Here is a 19656-nt window from a genome sequence, read left to right on the forward strand (position 1 = left end):
GTCCCCTTGCGAACTTCGATGCTCCCCATGAGAAAGCTCATCCAATCACTGCATGACTGGTTGCCCGTGTGGGCTGCCGACTGGCTGGACATCCTGGTGCCGGCCGTTGAGGTCGCGCTCATCGCCTTTGCCGCATGGCTCCTCATGCGGTTGGCGCACAAGCTGATTGGCCGCGTCACGCAAAAGTATGGCTTGCCGGTCAATGTCGTCTCGGTATTCCTGCGCGTGGTCGGAGTGCTGGTCTATGTCGGCGCGCTGCTATGGGCGCTCGAACGCTTGGGCGTGTCGGGCGCGGTGCTCTGGACGGCATTCACCGGTTTCGCGACGGTGGGAGCGGTGGCGTTCTTCGCGGCATGGAGCGTTCTCTCAAACCTCTTCTGCACGCTGCTGATCTACATCACCAAGGCCTTCCGGATCGGAGACGTGGTGGAACTTCTTGAGGCCGGCGACAAGGCCGGGATGAAAGGGCGCGTCGTCGATATCAATCCGGTCTACACCACGCTGTTGGAGAGCGGCGACGCACAGAACGGTACAACGCTGCAATTGCCGAACAGCCTGTTCTTCCAGCGTGCCGTACGACGCTGGCACGGAAACGCTGTGGTCGAGTTGTCAGTCGACCAACAGGGCGGCCCCTAACAAGGTGCCGCCAGCCGCCTGCTCAATGCCGCTCTCAACCACGTCAGGGCTTGGATCCCCGGGGTGACTCTGTCTCGCTAACCCGGTCGCTGGCATCGACATGCGCATCCTCCACGCTCTGTGCGCGGCGGTCGGGCTTCGCCTTCGCGTTTGCGTGACCAGGGCCTTCCTCCGGTTGCGGCGCGACGGGCGTGTCGAGGGGGTTGTCAGGCTCGGTGGGCAGATCTGCAGGCGACTTCTCCTGCCTGCCTGGGGCAGGACCAGGGCCGGGGATATGGGTGTTCACGGTGATTCCTTTTGATGGATGCCGGAGATCGAACTTATCAACGGCGACGGGGGCGTACATCCCACAGTTGCCACCTTCGGACAGTAGGGGCCTGTAGAGATCACAGCGATGGCGCGCTGTCCGACTTCGGTTTCGCCGCGGCGTCGGTATGGTTCCTTTGTCACACCACGAGGCAGGCATGCGCAATCACCTCTTTGCCCGAACCGTTGGGATCGCGACTGCTTACACCGTGGCGGTGCTCGCCACAGGATTTGCCGCGTTCGGGCTGGTAACGATGCTGGTGTTTACCGCCGGGTTCGTCGGCGGCCTGACTCTCTGGCTGGCCCTTCCAACGCGAGGCACATGGTTGGACGTCCGATGGCCATTCTGGCTGGTGATGCTGCTGTTCATCGTGCACCGCATCGAAGAGAAGCAGTTCGGATTCTTCGCGATGCTCTCTAGCGTGACCGGGGTCGCAACGCCTGAGTTGTTGTCGCCCGCAGTGGTGGCGCTGGTGCTGCTGTCCGTAGGCGGGTGGCTGCTTGTACCGTGGCTCATGAGCCGAAGGAAGCCGCTCGGCAGCTACTTTGCGTGGTCGTTCTTCGCATCGATGGGGATCACGGAGCTCGCCCACTGGCTTGTCTTTCCTTTCATGCAAGGGGCGGGTGCTCACGCAGTCCCTGGCATGTGGAGCGTGTTGCTCCTTGCGCCGACTGCCTGGTGGGGGATGTCGCGCCTCTATCGCCCACCCCGAACGTAGCAGCTACACCTTCTACGCTGGACTGCGGTTTTGCTCGCTTGATGCTGCAGAGGCTTCGGCCAGGATCTCCCGCCCGCCGTTGGCTGCAATCACCGCGACGATGAGGCCGAGGACCAGATCCGGGAGGTTTGAATCCCACCACATTACCAAGGCACCAGACAGAACGATTGCCAGGTTCACGATGGAGTCGTTGCTCGTGAAGATGGCTGAAGCCTTGAAGTTGACATCGTCGCCTTTGTGGCGTTTGAGCAGCCTCAAACACACCAGGTTGAGCGCGGCGTTGATGGCGGCCATCACCATCATGGCGGGTCCGAGCGGGGGCTCGCCGCCGAAGTACCGTCGTAGGACCTCAACCGCGAGCGCGACTGAAAGTGCGATCAGCAGCCATCCGGACAGACGCGCAGCTCGAACCTTGATCACGGCGGCACGGCCGACGGCGTAGAGGCTGACGGCGTAGACAGAGGCGTCCGCCAGATTGTCGAGCGCGGCGGCGATGAGTGCTGTCGAGGACGCCCAGATGCCGACGCCGACGCCGCCAACGCATTGGCCGACGTTGATGATCAGCACCATCAGCAGCACTCGGCGATCGGTTTCCTGGCTGGAGTCCGAGGTTGAGTTGACGGGCTGATGATTGCCGCTCATCGGATCAACGGAGTTCGGTGGGTATGGGCGGTGGCATTCTCAGGCGGGACAGCCAAAAGAGAAGACCCGAAGCGTTCAAGCTACGGGTCTTCAGCCGTTTGCCTGTTCGGCAGTTCCTTTTCAGGTCACCGTTCTGGCTTGCGACGATTCAAGAATAGCTGGCGGACGGGCCTGAAAGTGCGGGAGGACGACCAATGACACCGTAGGCTCATGCCTACATGGTGCAAGACTTAGAGAACTCCGCCTGCCGATATTCCAAGCGCTCCAGGCGGGCGTTTCTGGCCGCACTGGTGATCGCCTGGGATGATCCACGTCGGTCTCAGTGGCGATGACCGTGATGGGCATCTGGGACATGGGCATGTCGGTGCCGCTTTGGCTCATGCGCATGTAGATGGCTGTGCGTCCCTGCCGGCATGGGATCGTGGAGATGGTCGTGGTGGTCATCGTCATGCCGGTGCGCGTGTTCGTGCTCCAGGGCTTCGTGTTCATGCTCATGCTCGTGCGACTCCATCAAGTGCAGCGCAACGCCGAGCAACATCAGCAATCCGCCAATGACCATCGCGCTCCCCGGGTAGCGATCTCCCAAAGCAAGCGCCAGCGCGGCGCCGATGAAAGGTGCAAAGGCAAAGACGGAGCCAGTGCGAGCGGCGCCGAACGCGCGCTGAGCCAGCAGGTAGAAACGCAGACTCAGTCCATAGCCGGTGGCGCCTACGGCCAGCAGACCCAGCGCAGCCAGGAGGCCCGGAGTTGGCTCGCTTGCCATGAAGGCCAGCGCTGTTGTCCCAAGGGCGCCAAAGATCGCCTTGATGAGCACCACTTGGCCGGGATCTCGGTCGGCTACTGCGCGTGAGAGCGTGTTGTCAAAGCCCCATGCCGCCGTGGCTACGAGCACCGCCAGCAGTCCCACCCATCGCCCGCCCGCGGAGAAGCCTTGGTCCAGGATCAGCAGCATGCCGCCGATCAGGAGCAGAAGCATCGCTACCCAGACGCGACGGTCCATAGTTTCTCCGTAGAGGCGCCAGGCCAGGACGGCAGTGAATAGAGCCTCCAACGTGAGCATGAGTGAGGCGCTGGCGCCGCTGGTGCGTTGCAGCCCCCATGCCAAGGCTACGGGACCGATGACAGCGCCAAACAGCGCCATCACCAGCAACCGTGGCAAGTCCGAGCGCAGCACTTCAGCTTCGACCTCTACCTTCTGGCGCAGCATCGCACCCACCAGGGCGGCCCCGACGTAGAGCAGGGCGGCCGTGGAGAACGGTCCCAATCCCTGACCTAGTTTCTGAACCAATGGGGTGCTGATGCCGAACAGCGTCGCGGCAAGTAGGGCAAGCGTCCCCCCGCGTATGGCGGGGAGAGAGGGAAGACGATGGCGCCCGGACATGAGGCTCATGATTTCATTTCACAGTGAAGCGCACGGTCACGGTCTTGCCCTCGACGTTGTTCAGCAAAGCGACGAGCTTGGCGCCCTTGGCGATCTTCACGCCGGTGGCACGCAGCTTGTTGCCGTCCGCAGCCTTGATGTCGACCTCGGACTTTTGCGCGCCGTTCAGCACGGTCAACTTGCCAGAGATGCCCTTGGACGGCATGTCGTCGTCATGGTCGACAAGGTAGATGGTCGCGCCGTCCGCCTCGACAACCAACTCGAAGTTGACGTCGTTCACTTCCTGCACGATGCCGCCATGCCGAGGCGCGGCGGAGCCATGTGCCATGGCGACGTTTGTGGTCAGCGCGCCGATGCCCAGTAGGGCGGCGATCAGCAGTTGCTTGGTTTTCATGAATAACTCCAGTCTCTGAGTGCGGCGCTCTTGGACAGGCGGCGCCGCATTGGCCCACTCAATGTTCAGAAAGCTTCCCGGGCCTGCGATGCAGGTTCGTCTTCGGCGGCTTCCAGTAGACGGTTCAGCGGCTTCTCGCCGACCAGCCAAAAGACGATAGGTGTCAGCACCGTGTCCAGCAGCGTGGAGCTGACGAGGCCACCGAAGATGACGACCGCCACCGGATGCAGGATCTCCTTGCCAGGCTCGTCGCCAGCCAGCAGCAGCGGTGTCAGCGCGAAGGCCGCCACCAACGCGGTCATCAGCACCGGCGTCAGCCGCTCCAGTGAGCCGCGCACGATCATGGGCTGGCCGAAGGTCTCACCCTCAAGGCGGCACAGGTTGATGTAGTGGCTGACCTTGAGGATGCCGTTGCGCGTGGCGATGCCGGCCAGCGTGATGAAGCCCACCATGGTGGCGACGGACAGCGTCACTCCTGCTATCCACATCGCCACGACGGCGCCGATCAGCGCCAGTGGGATGTTGGCCATGATGACCCCGGCCAACCGCGCCGAGCGGTAGCGCGTGTAGAGCACCAGGAACATCAACGCCAGCGAGATCAGCGACAAGCCCACGATGAGGTTGGTTGCCTGCTCCTGCGCCTGGAACTGCCCCTCCAGGCTGACAAACGCGCCCGCCGGCAGTGCCGCCTTGGCGATGACCTGGCGGATCTCGCCGATGACCTTGCCCATGTCGCGGCCGTCGGTGTTGGCATAGACGACGATGCGCCGGCGGCCGTTCTCGCGACCGATCTGGTTGGGCCCGTCCGCCTCTTCCACGGTCGCGATGCTGGACAGCGGCAGCCGCCCGGCCGGCGTGTCGATCAACGTGCGTGCAAGGTCCTGCGGGCCGCGCTGGTCGTCGGGCAGCCGCAGCACAAGCTCGTAGCGGCGCGGGCCATCGACGATCTGGGCACCATGTGCGCCGTCGGTCAACGCCTGCAGGATGCGCACGGCCTCGCCTGGCGAGAGCCCCGCCTGCGCGACCTTGCGCTGGTCCAGCCGCACGGCAATCTGCGGGATCAGCACCTGCTTCTCGACGGTCAGGTCCACGAGGCCCGGCACAGCGCTCAAGCCTGCACGCATCTGCTCGGCCAGCCCGCGCAGCGTGTCGGTGTCGTCGCCGTAGATCTTCACGGCGATCTGCGCGCGCACGCCGGACAGCAGGTGGTCCAGCCGGTGCGAGATGGGCTGTCCCACGGCAACCTGGGCCGGCAGTGAGGCGAGCTGTGCGCGGATCTTGGCCATCACCGCCTCACGCTCGACCGGCCGACCATCGCGTTTCAGGTCGACGTCGATCTCCGCCGAATGCACGCCTTCCGCATGCTCGTCCAGCTCGGCGCGGCCCGTGCGGCGGCCAACCTGGCTGACTTCGGGCACCTGCTGGATCAGCGTTTCCGCCAGCGCGCCCATGCGGTTCGCCTCGGCCAGCGACGTGCCCGGGTTGAACATCAACGACAGCACGAACGATCCCTCGTTGAAGGCTGGCAGGAAGGCGCGCGGGAAGAACGGGATGCTCGCTGCCGCACCAGCCACGGCAATCACAGCGGCGCCGATCAGCAGCTTGGCGCGCGGGAAGGACCAGGCTAGCAACCGGCCGTCCTGCCGCTTGAGCCAGGCTACCAACGGGCTGTCGCCGTGGTCCAGGCGCTTCATGCGCGGCAGCAGGTAGGCGCTCAGCACCGGTGTCACCGTCATCGACACCAGCATGGAAGCCAGGATGGACACGATGTAGGCGATGCCCAGCGGCGTGAACAGCCGCCCCTCGATGCCCGGCAGCGCGAACAGCGGCACGAACACGAGCACGACGATCAGCGTCGCGTAGACGATGCCGCTACGCACCTCCACGCTGGCGGCCCGCACGACTTCCAGTACGGTTTTCGGCTGCGCCAGCGCGCGGTTCTCCTTGAGTCGCCGCTGGATGTTCTCCACGTCCACGACCGCGTCGTCCACCAGCTCGCCTATGGCAATCGCCAGGCCGCCCAGCGTCATCACGTTGATGGACTGCCCCAGCCAGCGGAACACCAGTGCCGTCACCGCGAGCGACAGCGGGATGGCGATCAGCGAGATCAGCGTCGTGCGTGCCGACAACAGGAACGCGAACAGCACGATGGCCACCATGATGGCGCCGTCGCGCAGAGCGCCGGTTACGTTGTCGATCGAGGCCACGATGAAATCCGCTTGACGGAACAGCACGCGCGGCGCGCTGAGTCCCTTGGGCATGCCCGGCTTGAGTTCTTCCAGCGCTGTCTCGATCTGGCGCGTGAGCTGCACCGTGTCCGCCGAAGGCTGCTTCTGCACGCTGACGATGACCGCCGGCGCACCGCCGTACCCGGCGTCGCCCCGCTTCAGGCCAGGTGCGAAGCGCACGCTGGCCACCTGCTCCAGCAGGATGGCACGGCCGTCCTTCCACGCGACAGCAATGCCCTGCAGGTCTTCGATGCGGTTGGTGCGGCCCAGGTGCCGGATCAGATACTCGCGCCGGTTCATGTCGATGAAGCCGCCGCCCGCATTGTTGGCAAAGCCGCGCACGGCCTGCTCGATCTGCGTCAGCGACACGCCCACTTGCGCCATGCGCACCGTGTCGGGCTCGACGCGCAGTGTGCGCACCTCGCCGCCGATAGGAATCACCTGCGATACGCCGTTGATGGCCAGTAGCCGCGGTCGCAGCACGAAGTCAGCGTACTCGCGTGCCTGCATCGGGCTGGCTTGGCCGCTCAAGGGCAGCGCGATCAGCATCACCTCGCCCATGATGGACGAGACCGGCCCCATGACGGGCGTGATGTCGCCGGGCAGCTGTCCGCGCAGCTGCGCCAGCCGCTCGGCCACCTGCTGGCGGTTGCGGTAGACGTCGGTGCCCCAGTCGAACTCGGCGTAGACGATGGACAGGCCCACGCCCGACGTCGAGCGCACGCGCGTGATGCCCGGCATGCCGTTCAGCGCAGTCTCGATGGGGAAGCTGACCAGCTGCTCAACCTCCTCAGGCGCCATGCCGCCGGCTTCGGTGAGCACCGTCACCAGTGGCTTGTTCAGGTCGGGGAAGACATCCACAGGCGTTCGCCACGCCGTGAGGCCGCCGTAGACCATCAACAGCGCGGCGATGGCCAGCACGAAGAGTCGGTTGCGCAGGCTGGTTTGAACGATCCAATTGAACATAGCCGTCCTTTCAGCGGATCTGCGCGATCAGCGGCGCGCCCAGCACGACGACGCGGTTGTCCGTCGCGAGGCCTCTGGTGACGAGCACGGTCTTCGCGTCCAGCGGCTTCACCTGCACGGGCTGCGGGGTGTAGCGCTCGGCGCCGGTCTTGATCCACACCACCGTCTCGTTGACGGGGCTACGCACGACTGCTTCTGCCGGTAGAGCTATGCCCTTGGCCTTGTCACGAAGCGCCACGATGACGTTGACTGTCTGGCCCACCGCGAGCGGTGCCGCCTGGCCAGGCTTGTCGGCCTGGGCGCGGAAAGTCAGCGGCAGCACGCCATCGCGTAGCGCGCGTGGCACGCCGGCAAGCTGCAGCTTCACACCGTCCTGCCCGGCCAAAGATGCGTTGCCGATGCGCTCGCCCAGCGTCACGTCGGCTGTCTGCGCTTCCACCATCAGACGGCTCGGGTCGATGATGTCGACGAGCACATCGCGGGCATCGACGATCTGGCCGGCGGCGAGATCCGAGCGCGCAATGACACCGGACACCGGCGCGCGCAGCGGCTCACGCGACTGGATGCTGGCCGCAATGCTGCGCTCGCGCGCGGAGAGCGATTCGACGTCCACGCGCGCAGCCTCGATCTCCTTGCGCGGCACGGTGCCTTCCAGTCCTTTGAGGCGCTGGAGGCGCTGCTCGGCCAGTTGCCGACTGGCGCGCAGTTCGGCGCGCTGGGCTTCCTGACCTGCTTGCGCGAAGGGTTCGGACTGATAGCGCAGCCAAGCCAGGATCTCACCCTGGCGCACGGCTTGGCCGGGCACCGGCAAGCCCTTGGGGCCAGGCTCGATGCGGCCGACGTAGCTGGCCTGCACGCGTCCACTGGCGTTGGGATCCTGAACCACTCGGCCGGGCAGCTGCAAGGTGGCGGCGGCCTCGGTCTCCGATGCCACCAGCGTGCGGATGCCCATGCGACGCTGGGCAATCTTCGGCACGTTGACGCTGCCGTCCGGAAGTCGCGCCAGACCTGATGCATTGACGGGCGCCGCCTGATCGAGATGCTCCCCATTTGGGCCATGAGCGCCGGGAGCGGACCAGCTCGACAATGAGGCCAGCACTAGGCCGATGCAAAGAAGGGTGCGCTTCATGCTTGGCCTCCGTTCCTCATCGAGAAGCCACGGCGGCGGCGCAGGGCGATGGTTACCGCCAGCGCGGCCGTGATTACGCCAACACCAATCCACAGCTTGCGCGAGCCGCTCATGTGCTCATGGCCATGGTCATCGGTCTGACCATGGTCATGGCCGTGCGACGCATCGGCTGCGGCCTGCGCTTGCGTCGCCGTGACCTTCAACGTCGCGTCCAGCAGGTCCGAATCGTCGCCGGCGATGACCGTGATGACGATGGCATGGTCGCCAGGCTTGCTGAGCAACTTCAACATGGCCTCGTCGGCCACGGCGTAGTCGCCAAGGTCGGCATGGAAAGGTGCCTTGGCCTTCAGGCCGCCGGATTCGATCTCGACCTGCGCGTTCAGCACCGGCTCGTTGGTGGCGAATCGGTCGATCAGCATCGAGAGCTCGCCGCCGCCCAGTGTTGCGACGAGTTCGAACTGCTCGGTCTTGGCTTCGATCCGGGGACGGCTGCTGCCAGCGCTGGCGGTGGTAGTCGGGCCGTCGAGATGCTCGCCATTGGGGCCGTGCGCACCAGGCGCCGCGACCGCGCCCAGGCTGAGCGTGGCTGCCAGCACGGCGAAGAAGAGCGCGCGCGGCAAGAAGTGAGAAGTCATGGGAGAAGTCCTTGAGCTTGTTGGAGTCGCGCCTGGGCCAGGCGCAGTTGGGCTTGTTGGCGTTCGTTGGCAGCCTCGGCCTGCGCGGCGGCATTCAGCGCGCGCAGCAGCTCGGGCAGCGGCGACTCACCGGCCTTGAATGACTTGTCGACGTGGCCTGCACGCTCTCGCAGCAGCGCGGCGCGCTGGGCTTCGAGTTGGCCCTGTGCCTCGGCCGCCCGAAGCTGGCTGCGGGCCAGCTCCAGCTCGGCCGTCAGCCGGTCTCGCATTCGCTGCTGCTGAACCAACGCCACGTCCACCTCGGTCAGGGCCGCCGCGATGCGCGGCTGCGCGTACGTGGCGGTGCCAAACGGCATACGCAACGCCACGCCGACGCTGCTTTGCGCTGGGTTGCCCTGGCCGGGGCGATCCTGGCGCAGGCTGACTCCCAGCTCGGGCGCATCGCTGCGTTGGACCTGGACAGCGGCCAGTTTGCGCTGTGCGCGTTCGACGGCACGAACAGCAAGCTGCAGCTCTGGATGGGCGTCGTTGAGCTCGAAGGCTGCCGGTTTGGAGGACTCAGCCTGCGCGGCCAGGGCCAAGCCAGTCAGCAGCTGCCACTGGGCCAGCTGGCCGCGCAGTCGCTGCGCAGCCTCAGCTTCCTGGGCTTTGCTCGCCAGCCATTCGGCCCGGGCGGCCATGGCGTCGGCCGGAGCGAGGTCGCCAGCCTTCACGCGCCGATCGACGTCGTCGGTCAACTCAGCCAGCAACTGGTTTTGCAGCACGGTGAGGCGCTGCTCTGACTCTGCGGCAGCAAGCTGACCAAGGGCCTCGCGCACCTGGCCCGCCACCAGAAGACGTGCCGCCTGCTCGGCGGCGGCGCTCCAGTCGAGTTCAGCCTGAGCAGCCTGTCCGGCTGTCGCCCGAGCACCGTAGCGCCAAAGCGGCAATGCGATACCGATCTCAGTCTCGCGCAAGCCGTTGGCGGCGTTGCCGCGCCCTTGGCGCTGAGCCAGTTGAAGCGCTGGAGGGGCGGCTAACCAGCTGCCGGCTACGGCCTGCTCGGCTCGGGCCTGCCGCTGCCGGCCGTGTGATTGGGCGGCCTCGGCTGAACGCTGCCAGGCAGCCTCTACGGCCTGTGCCAGGCTGGGACGCGTTGCGGCCAGGGTTGCAGTTGGGATAGGGGTGGGGGGCTGAGCCTGAGCGGCACAGCCGAGCGCGCTGACGGCCAAGGCGCCGCCAGCGAGCCATGGAACAAACCATGGATGGGGTTTCACGAGAGTCCTGATGCGAAGGGCGGACCGGCCATGGAGGCAGGCCAACGCCGTGGCGACAGACAGCCGCGCGTCAACGCGCGCGGGTCACGGCGGAATCAGGACAAGTCTCTGGGTGGCCGTTCAGGGCCGGCCAGGATTGGCGGGGGAGGGGGCGTTGCCGTGGCAAGCACGGGCATCTCAGGTGGCAACGGCGGCAAGCTCAGATCCACATGGGTCATCAAGACGGGCGCATGAACAGCGCCGTCGCCGGCAATATGCTGTGCAGAAGCTACCGACTGATCCTCGTGCGGGCCATCACCATCGCCATGATCATCGTGATGGTGGGCCTGGCCCTCAAGGTGCATCACCGCGTGATCCTGCTCGGCGCCATCAGACGCGAGCAAAGCAGCAGCCGTGCTGGCAAGTGCATTCAGGCACATGCAAAGCATCAGGAAGAAGGTGATAACACCACGGCGCATGGTTTTTACTTTACCGCAGCCCTTGTAGACCTTGATTGGAGGAGGACTTCCGTACGGGCAGAGGAGTCAAAAAACGTCCAAAGTTTCACTTGCGGGCATCATCGAGATTCACCTAACGCGGCAACGATATTCGAGCGCGCAGGCCGCCTTCCCGACGGTTGGACAGCCCCAAAGTCCCTCCATGCAGTTGCACACATGACAAGGCGATGGCCAGTCCCAGTCCGAAGCTGTGTGAGACGCCGTCATCCCCGCGTACGTAGGGCTCGAACACTCGAGCCAAGCGGTCCTCGGGGATGCCTGGGCCGTCATCGTCAATGTCGATCAACACATTCTCCGGGTCTGACTCGTGCAGGCTTAATCTGACCGTCTGCGCATGGCGCAGCGCGTTGTCAATGAGATTGCCGATCGCCCGACGAAGGGCCAGCGATCGTCCGCGCCAGATGATGGGTGAGGGGGGCGCGTGCATCTCCAGTACCCGCCCGGTTTGCTGGCGCTCGCGGACGACAGCGGAACACAGTGTCACGAGATCCACGTCATCGCTCGACTCGACTTGATGTTCGTCGCGAGCGAAGCGCAGGGTTTCGTCGACCATCTCCTGCAGCTCGGCCAACGAGCGCGTCATGCCGGCTCTCACTGTGGCGTCGTCAACCATTGAGACGCGCAGACGCAAGGCTGTCAGCGGTGCGCGAAGGTCGTGACTTATCGACGCAAGGAGGCGAGTTCGCTCGTCGACGTATCGGATCAGCCGGGTCTGCAACTCATTGAAGCTGGCACTCAGATCACGCAGCTCGGTCGGACCGTCCAAAGGAAGTGCCGAAGGGCGTTCGCCGCGGCCGAAGCGTTGCATGGTGTCTGCAAGGCTGCGCCAGGGGCGTAGCAGGCGCTGCAGGGCTATCACCATCAGGGCGCCTGTCAACAGCGCACTGGTCAACAGCGAGGCTGCGATCAGGAGTGCGTCGCCCGGCTGCGCGACCGGTCCCAGTCTGGCGTTGAGCCAGCGCCCGTCGGGCAAATCCACTGCTACCGCCAGCCCGGATTCGGATTGCCCGGGCCACCACGCTGGAATCCAGCTGTGGAGCCCCTGTTCCAGTCCGTCCAAGGGGCCCAGATGGACGCGAGGCAGTGCCTCGGGACGAAGCCGCGTGCGCAATGCCTGGGCAAAGGTGGCCTCGTTGGCATTCATGGGCTTCGCGTCGACCTCTGGCGCGGAAGTCACTCGGAAAACCGCTTCCGAAGACTGAGCAGCGCCCAGCAATACGGCGATTCGTTCCGGATTGGCGATCTCCGCCATGCGATAGACGGCAACCAGGCGATCCAACGCTTGATCGCGAGCGACCGGGTGCAGGCCGCCATAGGCATACCACCACAGCGCCAGCACGAGAACATTCGCGAGCGTAAGGGCCGAACCCAGCACCAGCAACAACTGGGTGCGCAATCGCAAAGGGCGGCGTAGCTTAGACAACGTCCTCAGACCGCGAGTGGCACTTCCGCTAGCGCCTGTTTGCTCACAGTTGCCGTCAACTGATAGCCGTCGCCCCAGGCTGTCCGCAGCAGTGCGGGGCGGCGCGGGTCAGCCTCGATCTTGCGGCGCAACCGGCTGACCTGGCTGTCAATGCTGCGGTCGAAGACTTCGGCGCCTTCGCTGCACAGGTCCAGAAGCCGTTGGCGGGCCAGCACCTCGCCCGGACGCTGCAACAGCACGGCGAGCAGCCGGGATTCGGCGGCGCTGAGCGCGAGTCGGCGCCCGTCATCGTGGCTCAGGCTGCGGTCGGAGGGGTCGAAGCACCATTCAGCAAAGCGATAGACCCAGGCCGCTGTGGCCTGCGTCGCTCGGCCACAGCGGCGCAAAACGTTGCGGATGCGCGCATTCAGCTCGTCAGGCTCGAAGGGCTTGATCAGATAGTCGTCCGCTCCAGTCTCCAACCCGGCGACGCGGTGTGCCGGAGCAGCCAACGCAGACAACAGGATGACCGGACGCCCTCCGGCCTGCAACTCGCGACACAGAGCGAGACCACTACCGTCGGGCAGCATGACGTCAAGCACGATCAGGTCGAAGTCATCGTCTTGCAGTGCATTGCGCGCGGTGGCCAGGTCGGATGCGGCGCGCACTGCAAACCCGCGACGTGTCAGGAAGGCCTCCAGCGCGTCGCGGATTTCGGGGTGGTCATCAATGACCAGTAGCCGGCCAGCGCTTGCCATAACTTGACAAAGTTTCAGAAAACGTAATGCGTACGATTCTCATTTGAACATACTGTTACTGGAGTTCTTCCGATGGCCCCGCTGCGCCGGACCCGTGGATCGGTGTCCGCTTCCTTTCGTCTTCAACCCGCTGCCCAGGCCGTCGCCTGCCTGACTCTGGCCGCGCTGTCGGCCCCCGTGGCGGCCCAGACCGCGGCCCAGGCCACCTCTGCAGAGAACGTGCTGGCGCCGGTTGTCGTGTCTGCCTCTCGCATCGCGCAGAAGATCACCGAGGCACCGGCGAGCATCAGCGTTGTCAGTCGTGAAGAACTCTCGACGCGCCCCTACCTGACCCTGCTGGACGCGCTGCGCGACATGGAAGGCGTGGATGTGGGTGAGACCCGTGACAAGGCCGGCGCCGGCACCATCAGCATCCGCGGCATGGGCGCCGACTACACGCTGGTGCTCATCGACGGCCGTCGGCAGAGCAACGTCGGCGACATCTACCCGAACAATTTCGGTGGCAGCCAGTTCAGCCACCTGCCGCCGCTGGAGGCGATCGAACGAATCGAGGTCATCCGCGGCCCGATGTCCACGCTGTATGGCTCGGACGCCATCGGCGGCGTCATCAACGTCATCACGCGCAAAGTCGGCACGAAGTGGCTGGGCTCGCTGTCGGTCAGCACGACCAAGCAGACCAACGATGCGTTCGGGGACGACAGTACCGCCGATTTCTACGCTACCGGACCGCTGGTGTCGGGCCTGCTGGGTCTTGCGGTTCGTGGCAGCTACTACGACCGGGAAGCATCCAATCCCGAGTACGCAGCTTTGCCGCTGCCGGACGGCACGATGTGGACCCGCCCGCTGGGATTTGGTGGCGGCGGCCGCACTGTAGAGAACGTCGCCAAATCTGGTGGCGCTCGCCTGGCGCTCACGCCTGCGGCCGGTCACGAGGTCCTGCTGGACTACGACGTGTCCCGTCAGAGCTATGACAACAGCGAGGCCCAGCTGGGAACGCGTGATGGCGTGGACTCGCTCTGGCGCACTGGCAACAAGGCCACGTTGAGCTACGCGAACCCGTTCTATCGCTCCACCTATACGGGAACGGCGTCCAACCTCTCGACCTGGAACCCGCAGACCCTGACGCGAGCCGTCGTGGCCAACCCCGGCTTCGACCCGTCCCGCGCCGTCACATCGAGCAATGCGCCCTTCCGCAACGTCCTGGTCGCCCAGCCTCGCGTGGGCTACACCGAGCAGCAACGCTTCACCCGTGAGCAGGTGTCGCTGAGCCACATCGGCCGCTTCGATCGTTTCAACACGGAAGTAATCCTCAGTCATGTGCAGACTGCCAACCTCGGCCGGTCGCAACCGCTGACCGTGGAGGAGCGCGCCGAGCTGCTTGCCTACATGAAGACGCAGGGCCAGGTGACCGGTGGGGAGCTCACGGGGGGCATCACCACCGGCGTGCCCAACGCGGCCCAGTCCGCTTGGCTGAACGCCAACCTGCTGCCTCGCGAGCGGCGCACGATGGAAGTTCGCCAAACCTCGCTGGACGGCAAGGTGGACTTCGAACTGGGCTCGCAGCACTACGTGGTGCTGGGTGCGCAGATCCTCGACGCGAAGATGGAAGACAGCGTGTTCGGCATGGTCGGCGGCGGCTATCAGACCGGCGTCATCCAGCCCCACAAGCAGTGGGCACTTTTCGCCGAGGACAACTGGGCGATCAGCAAGCAGTTCACGCTGACGGCAGGCATCCGCTACGACAACCACAACGTGTTCGGCAGCCGCACCAGCCCGCGCGTGTACGGTGTCTGGAACGCGGCTCCGAACTGGACCGTGAAGGGCGGCATCAGCACCGGCTACAAGACCCCAAAGACGAGCGACCTCTACCCCGGCGTCACGGGCTTTGGCGGCCAGGGTGTCAGCCCCATGGTGGGCACGCCCGGTCTGCGGCCGGAAACCAGCGTCAACGGCGAGCTGGCGGTTTACTACGAGACGGCCGCGTTGGCATTCAACGCCACGGTGTTCACGAACCGGTTCCGCAACAAGATCGCCACGGCAGAGAACGTCCCCAACTGCGAACTCGTCACTGCCGGCCAGGCTTGCGTGGACCTGGGCGTGGGCTGGGCCGACCTGGGCTACACGGGCTTCAGCCAGAAGCGCAACATCGACCGCGCCGAGGCGCGTGGCATCGAGTTGGCCGGCCGCGTGCAGCTGCCCTGGCGCCTGAGCCTGCGCGGCAACTACACGTTCACGGATTCGGAGCAGAAGTCGGGCGTCGATGTTGGCCTGCCCATTACCGGCAACCCGGCCAAGCACATGCTGAACACCAGTCTGAGCTGGAAAACCACCGACGCGCTGAGCACCACACTGCAGATGGAGGCTCGCTCCAATCGCTTCAACAGCCGCAACGCGACAACCGGTGATGTCAGCTACTACAAGAACTATCAGGTGCTGCACCTGGCCGCCAGCTACAAGTTCAGCCCGATGCTGACGATCAACGCTCGCGTCAACAACCTGCTGGATCGGGACTTCACGTCCAGCCAGTGCTCGCTGGCTGCGACGCAGGACCAGTACAGCTGTGTGGACGACTACCTGACCAAGGACAAGGCACGCAGCTTCTGGATCGGCATGAACCTGCGGTTCTGAGCGGTGCGAGACGTTGCAGCCTGACGGACTGACATGCGCTGCCGCCGCGCCGGCATTGCCGACGGTGGCGTGGCGTCGTTGATCACCGGAGGGCTGCGTTCTCGACGAGCGAGGCTTTGGACGCCGTGCAGGCGTCTAGCGAAGATCTGCTTGACTCTGGAGCTGCTACAGGGTTTTCAATACACCCTGTCGCCGCAACCAATCACGACAGATTCGCCATGACCCAGTTCTCCAAACGCATTGCACCTCACGTCGATCAAGAGCTCGCCGAGGCGCGACGCCTTGAGTCGACGGGTCAAACAGACGCCAGCTTCATCCACCTCGAACGCGCACACGTGCTCGGCCAAGCCTCGACCTTCCACCATGTACGGGTGCATGTCCAGATGCTTGGCTGGGCAGCTCGTCACCGTGTCTGGAAAGAGATTCGAGGCCAGGTTCTTCGAATCATTGGAGCTGCGACCAAGACCGTGTTCGGCTGGGTGCCGACCGGCAACACCGGTGGCGCCAACGTCAGTCCATTCAAGCCACTGCCGGTGCCAGCCGAGCTCGCGCGAACGATCGCGGATGCGAAGCGCGGCTAACGGGATGATCGAGAAGTCGTCCCGATGGATCTTTATGCCTGGAGTCGCTCGTGATTGAGGCCGTGCCTACGGATAAGACCAGACGGGGTTGGGCACCCTTGTTCGCCGCCTGGCTGGTCGCGCTGATCTCCTCGCTGGCAGTGCTCTTCGTCGGTGAGATCATGGGTCAGGCGCCGTGCAACCTGTGCTGGTTCCAGCGTGCCTTCATGTTCCCGCTGGCCATCGTGCTAGGTCTGGCCGCGCTTCGTACCGATACCGAGGTTTGGCGCTATGGGTTGCTGCTGGCCGTCGGGGGAATGCTGGTGGCGGGCTTTCACAGCCTGCTGTACCTCGGCGTGATTCCTGAACGCATCGCGCCTTGCAGCAAAGCGCTGTCCTGCACCAGTGCGGACATGACCATCCTCGGGGGCTTGCCGCTACCCATCATGGCGCTGACGGCCTTTGGCGCCATTGCCGCGCTTCTTCTGATGACCCGCAACAGGACCTCTGCATGACCCGACGTACCACGATCGTCATCGCTACTGCGTTCATCGCCTTGGCGGCCTTCGCCGCGGCCGTGTTCCTCTATCAGCGCCACGATCGCCAACAAGCGACGGAGCGGGCCGTCAGGCAGTTCGATGTCATGGTGCGGGAGCACTCGCCCGTCATGGGGCCTGCCACCGCCCCGGTCACCATCGTCGAGTTCTTCGACCCGGCTTGCGAGGCCTGTCGCGCCTTCTATCCCTACGTCAAACAGATCCTGGCTGACTATCCGCGTGATGCGCGGCTCGTGATTCGGTACGTACCGTTCCACGAGGCGCCATCAGTTGCGGGGGTCCAGATCCTAGAAGCGGCGCGTCGACAGAATCGTTTCGAGCCTGTCATGGATGCCCTGATGCAGTCCCAACCCGTCTGGGCCAGCCACCATGCTCCTGCCACCGAGAAGGCTTGGGACTTCGCGCGAGCCGCCGGTCTGGATCTGGAGCAAGCCCGCGCCTACGTCGCGACGGGCGCGGTCAACAAGGTTCTGGAGCAGGATTTCGAAGATCTAAAGGCTGTGGGAGTTCGTGGCACGCCCACCTTCTTTGTCAACGGAAAGCCTTTGCTGGAAGCTGATCCCCGCGTGCTGCGGGACATGGTGAAGAACGAGGCCGCGCGATCCCGACAAACGCCCTGAGTCTTAGCAGTGAAGTGGGCTTGTCTGTGCAATCACCGATCCCGCCACGGGGCGGGAAGCATGGGCCTCAGCTCCGCTTGGCGTTTATGGAACTCTTCCATCAGCTCTGCAGCAAGCGCGGGATGCTCAATCCACGCGGTGGTTGGCCGGTCGAAGAACGCTTCCGCGATCCAAGGCACGCCAGCGGCCAGGACCAGACATCCAATCAAGAGCGTGCCCAGGCCATCCAGCCGGGCGCTGACGGCCTCATTGATCTGTTGGGAGGCCAGACCGAGGATGGACTGGCCAGGGGTCAAGAAGGCGTCGACGATTGCCAGGACCACCGTCGCGAAGGACAGCGTGGCCAGGGCCAGCTCCGCGCGCCTCGAGGACTCCATCTGAGCTTCCTTCTGCTCCACCTGCGAGAGCCAGAAGCTGTCTTGGTCACGAAGGGCACGGTCGCGGACAACTCGCAAGAGCACGCTGGAGCCTGACACCCGACTTTCCCGTGGCTGTTCCCGGGGTGCCAGATAGACCTCACTCTGACCGAAGAAGCCAAAAACGGCGTTGAAGAACGCGTTCTCGAGCGCCTTCAAGAGCTCTAACCCCTTGCGCAAAACCGGCTCGACGATCGCCCTTGCTATCGGAGCCGCGATAGCCATGGCGACAACGTACGCGATGACGGCGCACAAGCCAAGTCCAAGGGGGGCCTTGGAAAGCAAGGACCAATCCGTCGTGACGACGTTCGTGCCGCGTGCAATCCGCAGACCGATGTCCAGGGCGAGGAACGCTGGCAAGACGTGCAGCGCGAATGTGAAGTTGGAGAGTCGCTCGATCGCTTCGCCGGCTTTTCTCACAACATCAACCGCTCCGCCAGTCTTTTCTGATTCAGCCATCTGTGACCTCCTGGGTAGTGAAGTCGTGAAGTTAGCTCATCCCAGAGTTCAGTGTTGAGTGATGCACTTGCCGAGGCCGCCGCCCTCCTGATGGGCTGCTGTGAGGGTGCTGGAGCGTGACCGGTGTAGCAGCGGGCAGCCGGGCTCACAGGCGCAGGTCGGGTGCCTGGCTGGATGGGCGAACGCGCAGGGAATGCCGCGGCGTTCATGACTTCCGGCGCATGGCGCGTTCCTAGCGGACAGGCACCAGCGCCGCGGCGGGCGCGTCGTCAAAGCCTCATCGGGTCGTGAGGGCGAAGCGCCATGCAGATGAAGATTGCAGCGCATCTCTCAGCGCCTGTGCGTCTGCGGGGAAAGCGAGATCCAGCTCCGGCGAATATAGAGAGCAGTTCAGCTCGATCATCAAGATCAGCCAGCAGTTGAGGAACGAGTCGGCGTCTGACCGTGCGTCAATCCGTGCGGACAACTCGCCGGACCCGTCCGCATCGACCACCAAGTCGATACGGTTTCCGCTCTCCGAGCCGTAGACCGACCAGCCGGGCAACATCTGCCACGGCGGGTCGAAACTTTCGGCGAGCACGGTCTGGGCGCGCCGACACACCAGTGGCGGCAGTGTCCGCTCGCCAGCATTGAACACGGCTGCTACGTCGAACTGCCAAGTCGCCATGTGCGTCGCTCCGGCCGGCATCCAAGCCAGCGATGGGGCAAATCTACTGGATGTCGGTGAATCGGCATGACGTCGCGCGCGCCGAAAAAGAAAGCCCCGGCTCAGGGCCGGGGCTGAACCGCCATCGTTGTCACGACTGGCGCCTGCTCAGGGAGGAAAAGCAGGAGGCCGAAGCCCGCAGGCAATGTAGCGCACCTGACGTTGAGATTGGCCGTCACGGAGCTGCTTTCCCGTCGCCCTGGCAGGTCGGAGGCAGCATGGCGCTGCGAAGTTGATCGACATACGTGTCCAACGGGGGCAGACCCGCTTGCCTACGTCGCGCCGCAACCTTACCCAGGTCGTCGATAGGAAGGAGTTCCACATGGCATGGACCCTTCTGCTCTGCCTGCGTTCCATAGCGCTGCGGCTTTCCCATGCCTATCGCCACACGGTCCTCTAGATATGCCAGATGGGCTCCGGGTGCGCTCCCTTCGAAGACGCCTCGCTTCAGCAAGTCGATGGCAAACAACTGAAAGGGGCGGTCCTGGTCTGCATGCTGGACCAGTAGCCAGACAAGGACCTCGACTTCCTCGCCATGCGTTCTGATGCTCGGCCAGCCGCACCGTTGCAGCCATGGGCGAAGCTGTGCCGTGTTCTGACGGTCCACCAACATGACTCGGTCGGCTGCCTTCTCAGCTTGAGGTGACTTGGGATCAACATCCATGGGTGAATCGACCCGGGTTCAGTAGACATCTTCGAGCCTCAAACTGAGGCCCAATCGGAGGTGCCATGCAGAGCAAGCAACCCTACCCAGAAGAATT

Annotated in this window: 19 protein-coding genes; 6 read left to right on the top strand and 13 right to left on the bottom strand. The window is 64.6% G+C overall.

What is annotated here, in order from left to right:
- The first annotated feature begins 27 nt into the window (after window positions 1-27).
- Together J2X21_RS26745 and J2X21_RS26750 are read left to right on the top strand one after the other, a co-directional pair.
- On the top strand, window positions 28-636 hold the full coding sequence (locus J2X21_RS26745) for a mechanosensitive ion channel family protein (RefSeq protein ID WP_310333195.1): 609 nt from the start codon (window positions 28-30) through the stop codon (window positions 634-636).
- A gap of 464 nt (window positions 637-1100) precedes the next feature.
- Window positions 1101-1661: a hypothetical protein gene (locus J2X21_RS26750; protein ID WP_310333196.1), complete on the top strand. Its 561-nt coding sequence runs from the start codon at window positions 1101-1103 to the stop codon at window positions 1659-1661.
- Between the two features lie 12 nt (window positions 1662-1673).
- On the opposite strand, the gene J2X21_RS26755 is transcribed toward J2X21_RS26750, so the two are convergent.
- The 10 genes from J2X21_RS26755 to J2X21_RS26800 all read right to left on the bottom strand — a co-directional run bounded on the left by J2X21_RS26755 (window position 1674) and on the right by J2X21_RS26800 (window position 12949).
- Entirely contained in the window at window positions 1674-2303 is a 630-nt protein-coding gene (locus J2X21_RS26755; protein WP_310333197.1) for a cation efflux transmembrane domain-containing protein, read from the bottom strand.
- 319 nt (window positions 2304-2622) lie between these two features.
- On the bottom strand, window positions 2623-3693 hold the full coding sequence (locus tag J2X21_RS26760; protein WP_404667409.1) for a DMT family transporter: 1071 nt from the start codon (window positions 3691-3693) through the stop codon (window positions 2623-2625).
- A 4-nt stretch (window positions 3694-3697) separates the two neighbouring features.
- Complete coding sequence (locus tag J2X21_RS26765; RefSeq protein ID WP_310333198.1) at window positions 3698-4078, bottom strand: hypothetical protein; 381 nt, start codon at window positions 4076-4078, stop codon at window positions 3698-3700.
- A 65-nt stretch (window positions 4079-4143) separates the two neighbouring features.
- Window positions 4144-7272: an efflux RND transporter permease subunit gene (locus J2X21_RS26770; RefSeq protein WP_310333199.1), complete on the bottom strand. Its 3129-nt coding sequence runs from the start codon at window positions 7270-7272 to the stop codon at window positions 4144-4146.
- Window positions 7273-7282: 10 nt separating this feature from the next.
- On the bottom strand, window positions 7283-8401 hold the full coding sequence (locus tag J2X21_RS26775; protein ID WP_310333200.1) for an efflux RND transporter periplasmic adaptor subunit: 1119 nt from the start codon (window positions 8399-8401) through the stop codon (window positions 7283-7285).
- A complete protein-coding gene (locus tag J2X21_RS26780) occupies window positions 8398-9036 on the bottom strand; it encodes a hypothetical protein (RefSeq protein WP_310333201.1) in 639 nt (212 codons plus the stop codon). Before J2X21_RS26780 ends, J2X21_RS26775 begins: the two co-directional genes overlap by 4 nt.
- Window positions 9033-9992 (bottom strand): TolC family protein, encoded by a 960-nt coding sequence (locus tag J2X21_RS26785; RefSeq protein WP_310333202.1) that lies wholly within the window; start codon window positions 9990-9992, stop codon window positions 9033-9035. The genes J2X21_RS26780 and J2X21_RS26785 overlap by 4 nt, the downstream gene beginning before the upstream one ends.
- 395 nt (window positions 9993-10387) lie before the next feature.
- A complete protein-coding gene (locus tag J2X21_RS26790) occupies window positions 10388-10750 on the bottom strand; it encodes a hypothetical protein (RefSeq protein WP_310333203.1) in 363 nt (120 codons plus the stop codon).
- A 112-nt stretch (window positions 10751-10862) separates the two neighbouring features.
- Window positions 10863-12185 carry an ATP-binding protein gene (locus J2X21_RS26795; RefSeq protein WP_310333204.1) on the bottom strand — a complete coding sequence of 441 codons (1323 nt, stop codon included), beginning with the start codon at window positions 12183-12185 and terminating at the stop codon, window positions 10863-10865.
- A 32-nt stretch (window positions 12186-12217) separates the two neighbouring features.
- Window positions 12218-12949, bottom strand: coding sequence for a response regulator transcription factor (locus J2X21_RS26800; RefSeq protein WP_310333205.1), 732 nt, complete (start codon window positions 12947-12949; stop codon window positions 12218-12220).
- 72 nt (window positions 12950-13021) lie between these two features.
- Here J2X21_RS26800 and J2X21_RS26805 point away from each other — a divergent pair, with 72 nt between their 5' ends.
- The 4 genes from J2X21_RS26805 (at window position 13022) to J2X21_RS26820 (ending at window position 17314) form a co-directional block, all read left to right on the top strand.
- On the top strand, window positions 13022-15577 hold the full coding sequence (locus tag J2X21_RS26805; protein ID WP_310333206.1) for a TonB-dependent receptor domain-containing protein: 2556 nt from the start codon (window positions 13022-13024) through the stop codon (window positions 15575-15577).
- Window positions 15578-15795: 218 nt separating this feature from the next.
- Complete coding sequence (locus J2X21_RS26810) at window positions 15796-16158, top strand: DUF3703 domain-containing protein (protein ID WP_310333207.1); 363 nt, start codon at window positions 15796-15798, stop codon at window positions 16156-16158.
- A gap of 98 nt (window positions 16159-16256) precedes the next feature.
- Window positions 16257-16652, top strand: coding sequence for a disulfide bond formation protein B (locus J2X21_RS26815; RefSeq protein WP_310333208.1), 396 nt, complete (start codon window positions 16257-16259; stop codon window positions 16650-16652).
- The gene (locus J2X21_RS26820) at window positions 16649-17314 is read left to right on the top strand and encodes a DsbA family protein (RefSeq protein WP_310333209.1); all 666 of its coding nucleotides are present in this window, start codon (window positions 16649-16651) and stop codon (window positions 17312-17314) included. Before J2X21_RS26815 ends, J2X21_RS26820 begins: the two co-directional genes overlap by 4 nt.
- A 32-nt stretch (window positions 17315-17346) precedes the next feature.
- Here J2X21_RS26820 and J2X21_RS26825 read toward each other — a convergent pair whose 3' ends face one another.
- The 3 genes from J2X21_RS26825 to J2X21_RS26835 form a co-directional block, all read right to left on the bottom strand.
- Entirely contained in the window at window positions 17347-18189 is an 843-nt protein-coding gene (locus J2X21_RS26825; RefSeq protein WP_310333210.1) for a hypothetical protein, read from the bottom strand.
- A 277-nt stretch (window positions 18190-18466) separates the two neighbouring features.
- Window positions 18467-18856, bottom strand: coding sequence for a hypothetical protein (locus J2X21_RS26830; protein ID WP_310333211.1), 390 nt, complete (start codon window positions 18854-18856; stop codon window positions 18467-18469).
- Between the two features lie 214 nt (window positions 18857-19070).
- On the bottom strand, window positions 19071-19559 hold the full coding sequence (locus tag J2X21_RS26835) for a DUF6624 domain-containing protein (protein WP_310333212.1): 489 nt from the start codon (window positions 19557-19559) through the stop codon (window positions 19071-19073).
- Window positions 19560-19656 lie beyond the last annotated feature (97 nt).

Source organism: Roseateles asaccharophilus, from assembly GCF_031458115.1.
Lineage (GTDB): Bacteria > Pseudomonadota > Gammaproteobacteria > Burkholderiales > Burkholderiaceae_C > Pelomonas > Pelomonas asaccharophilus_A.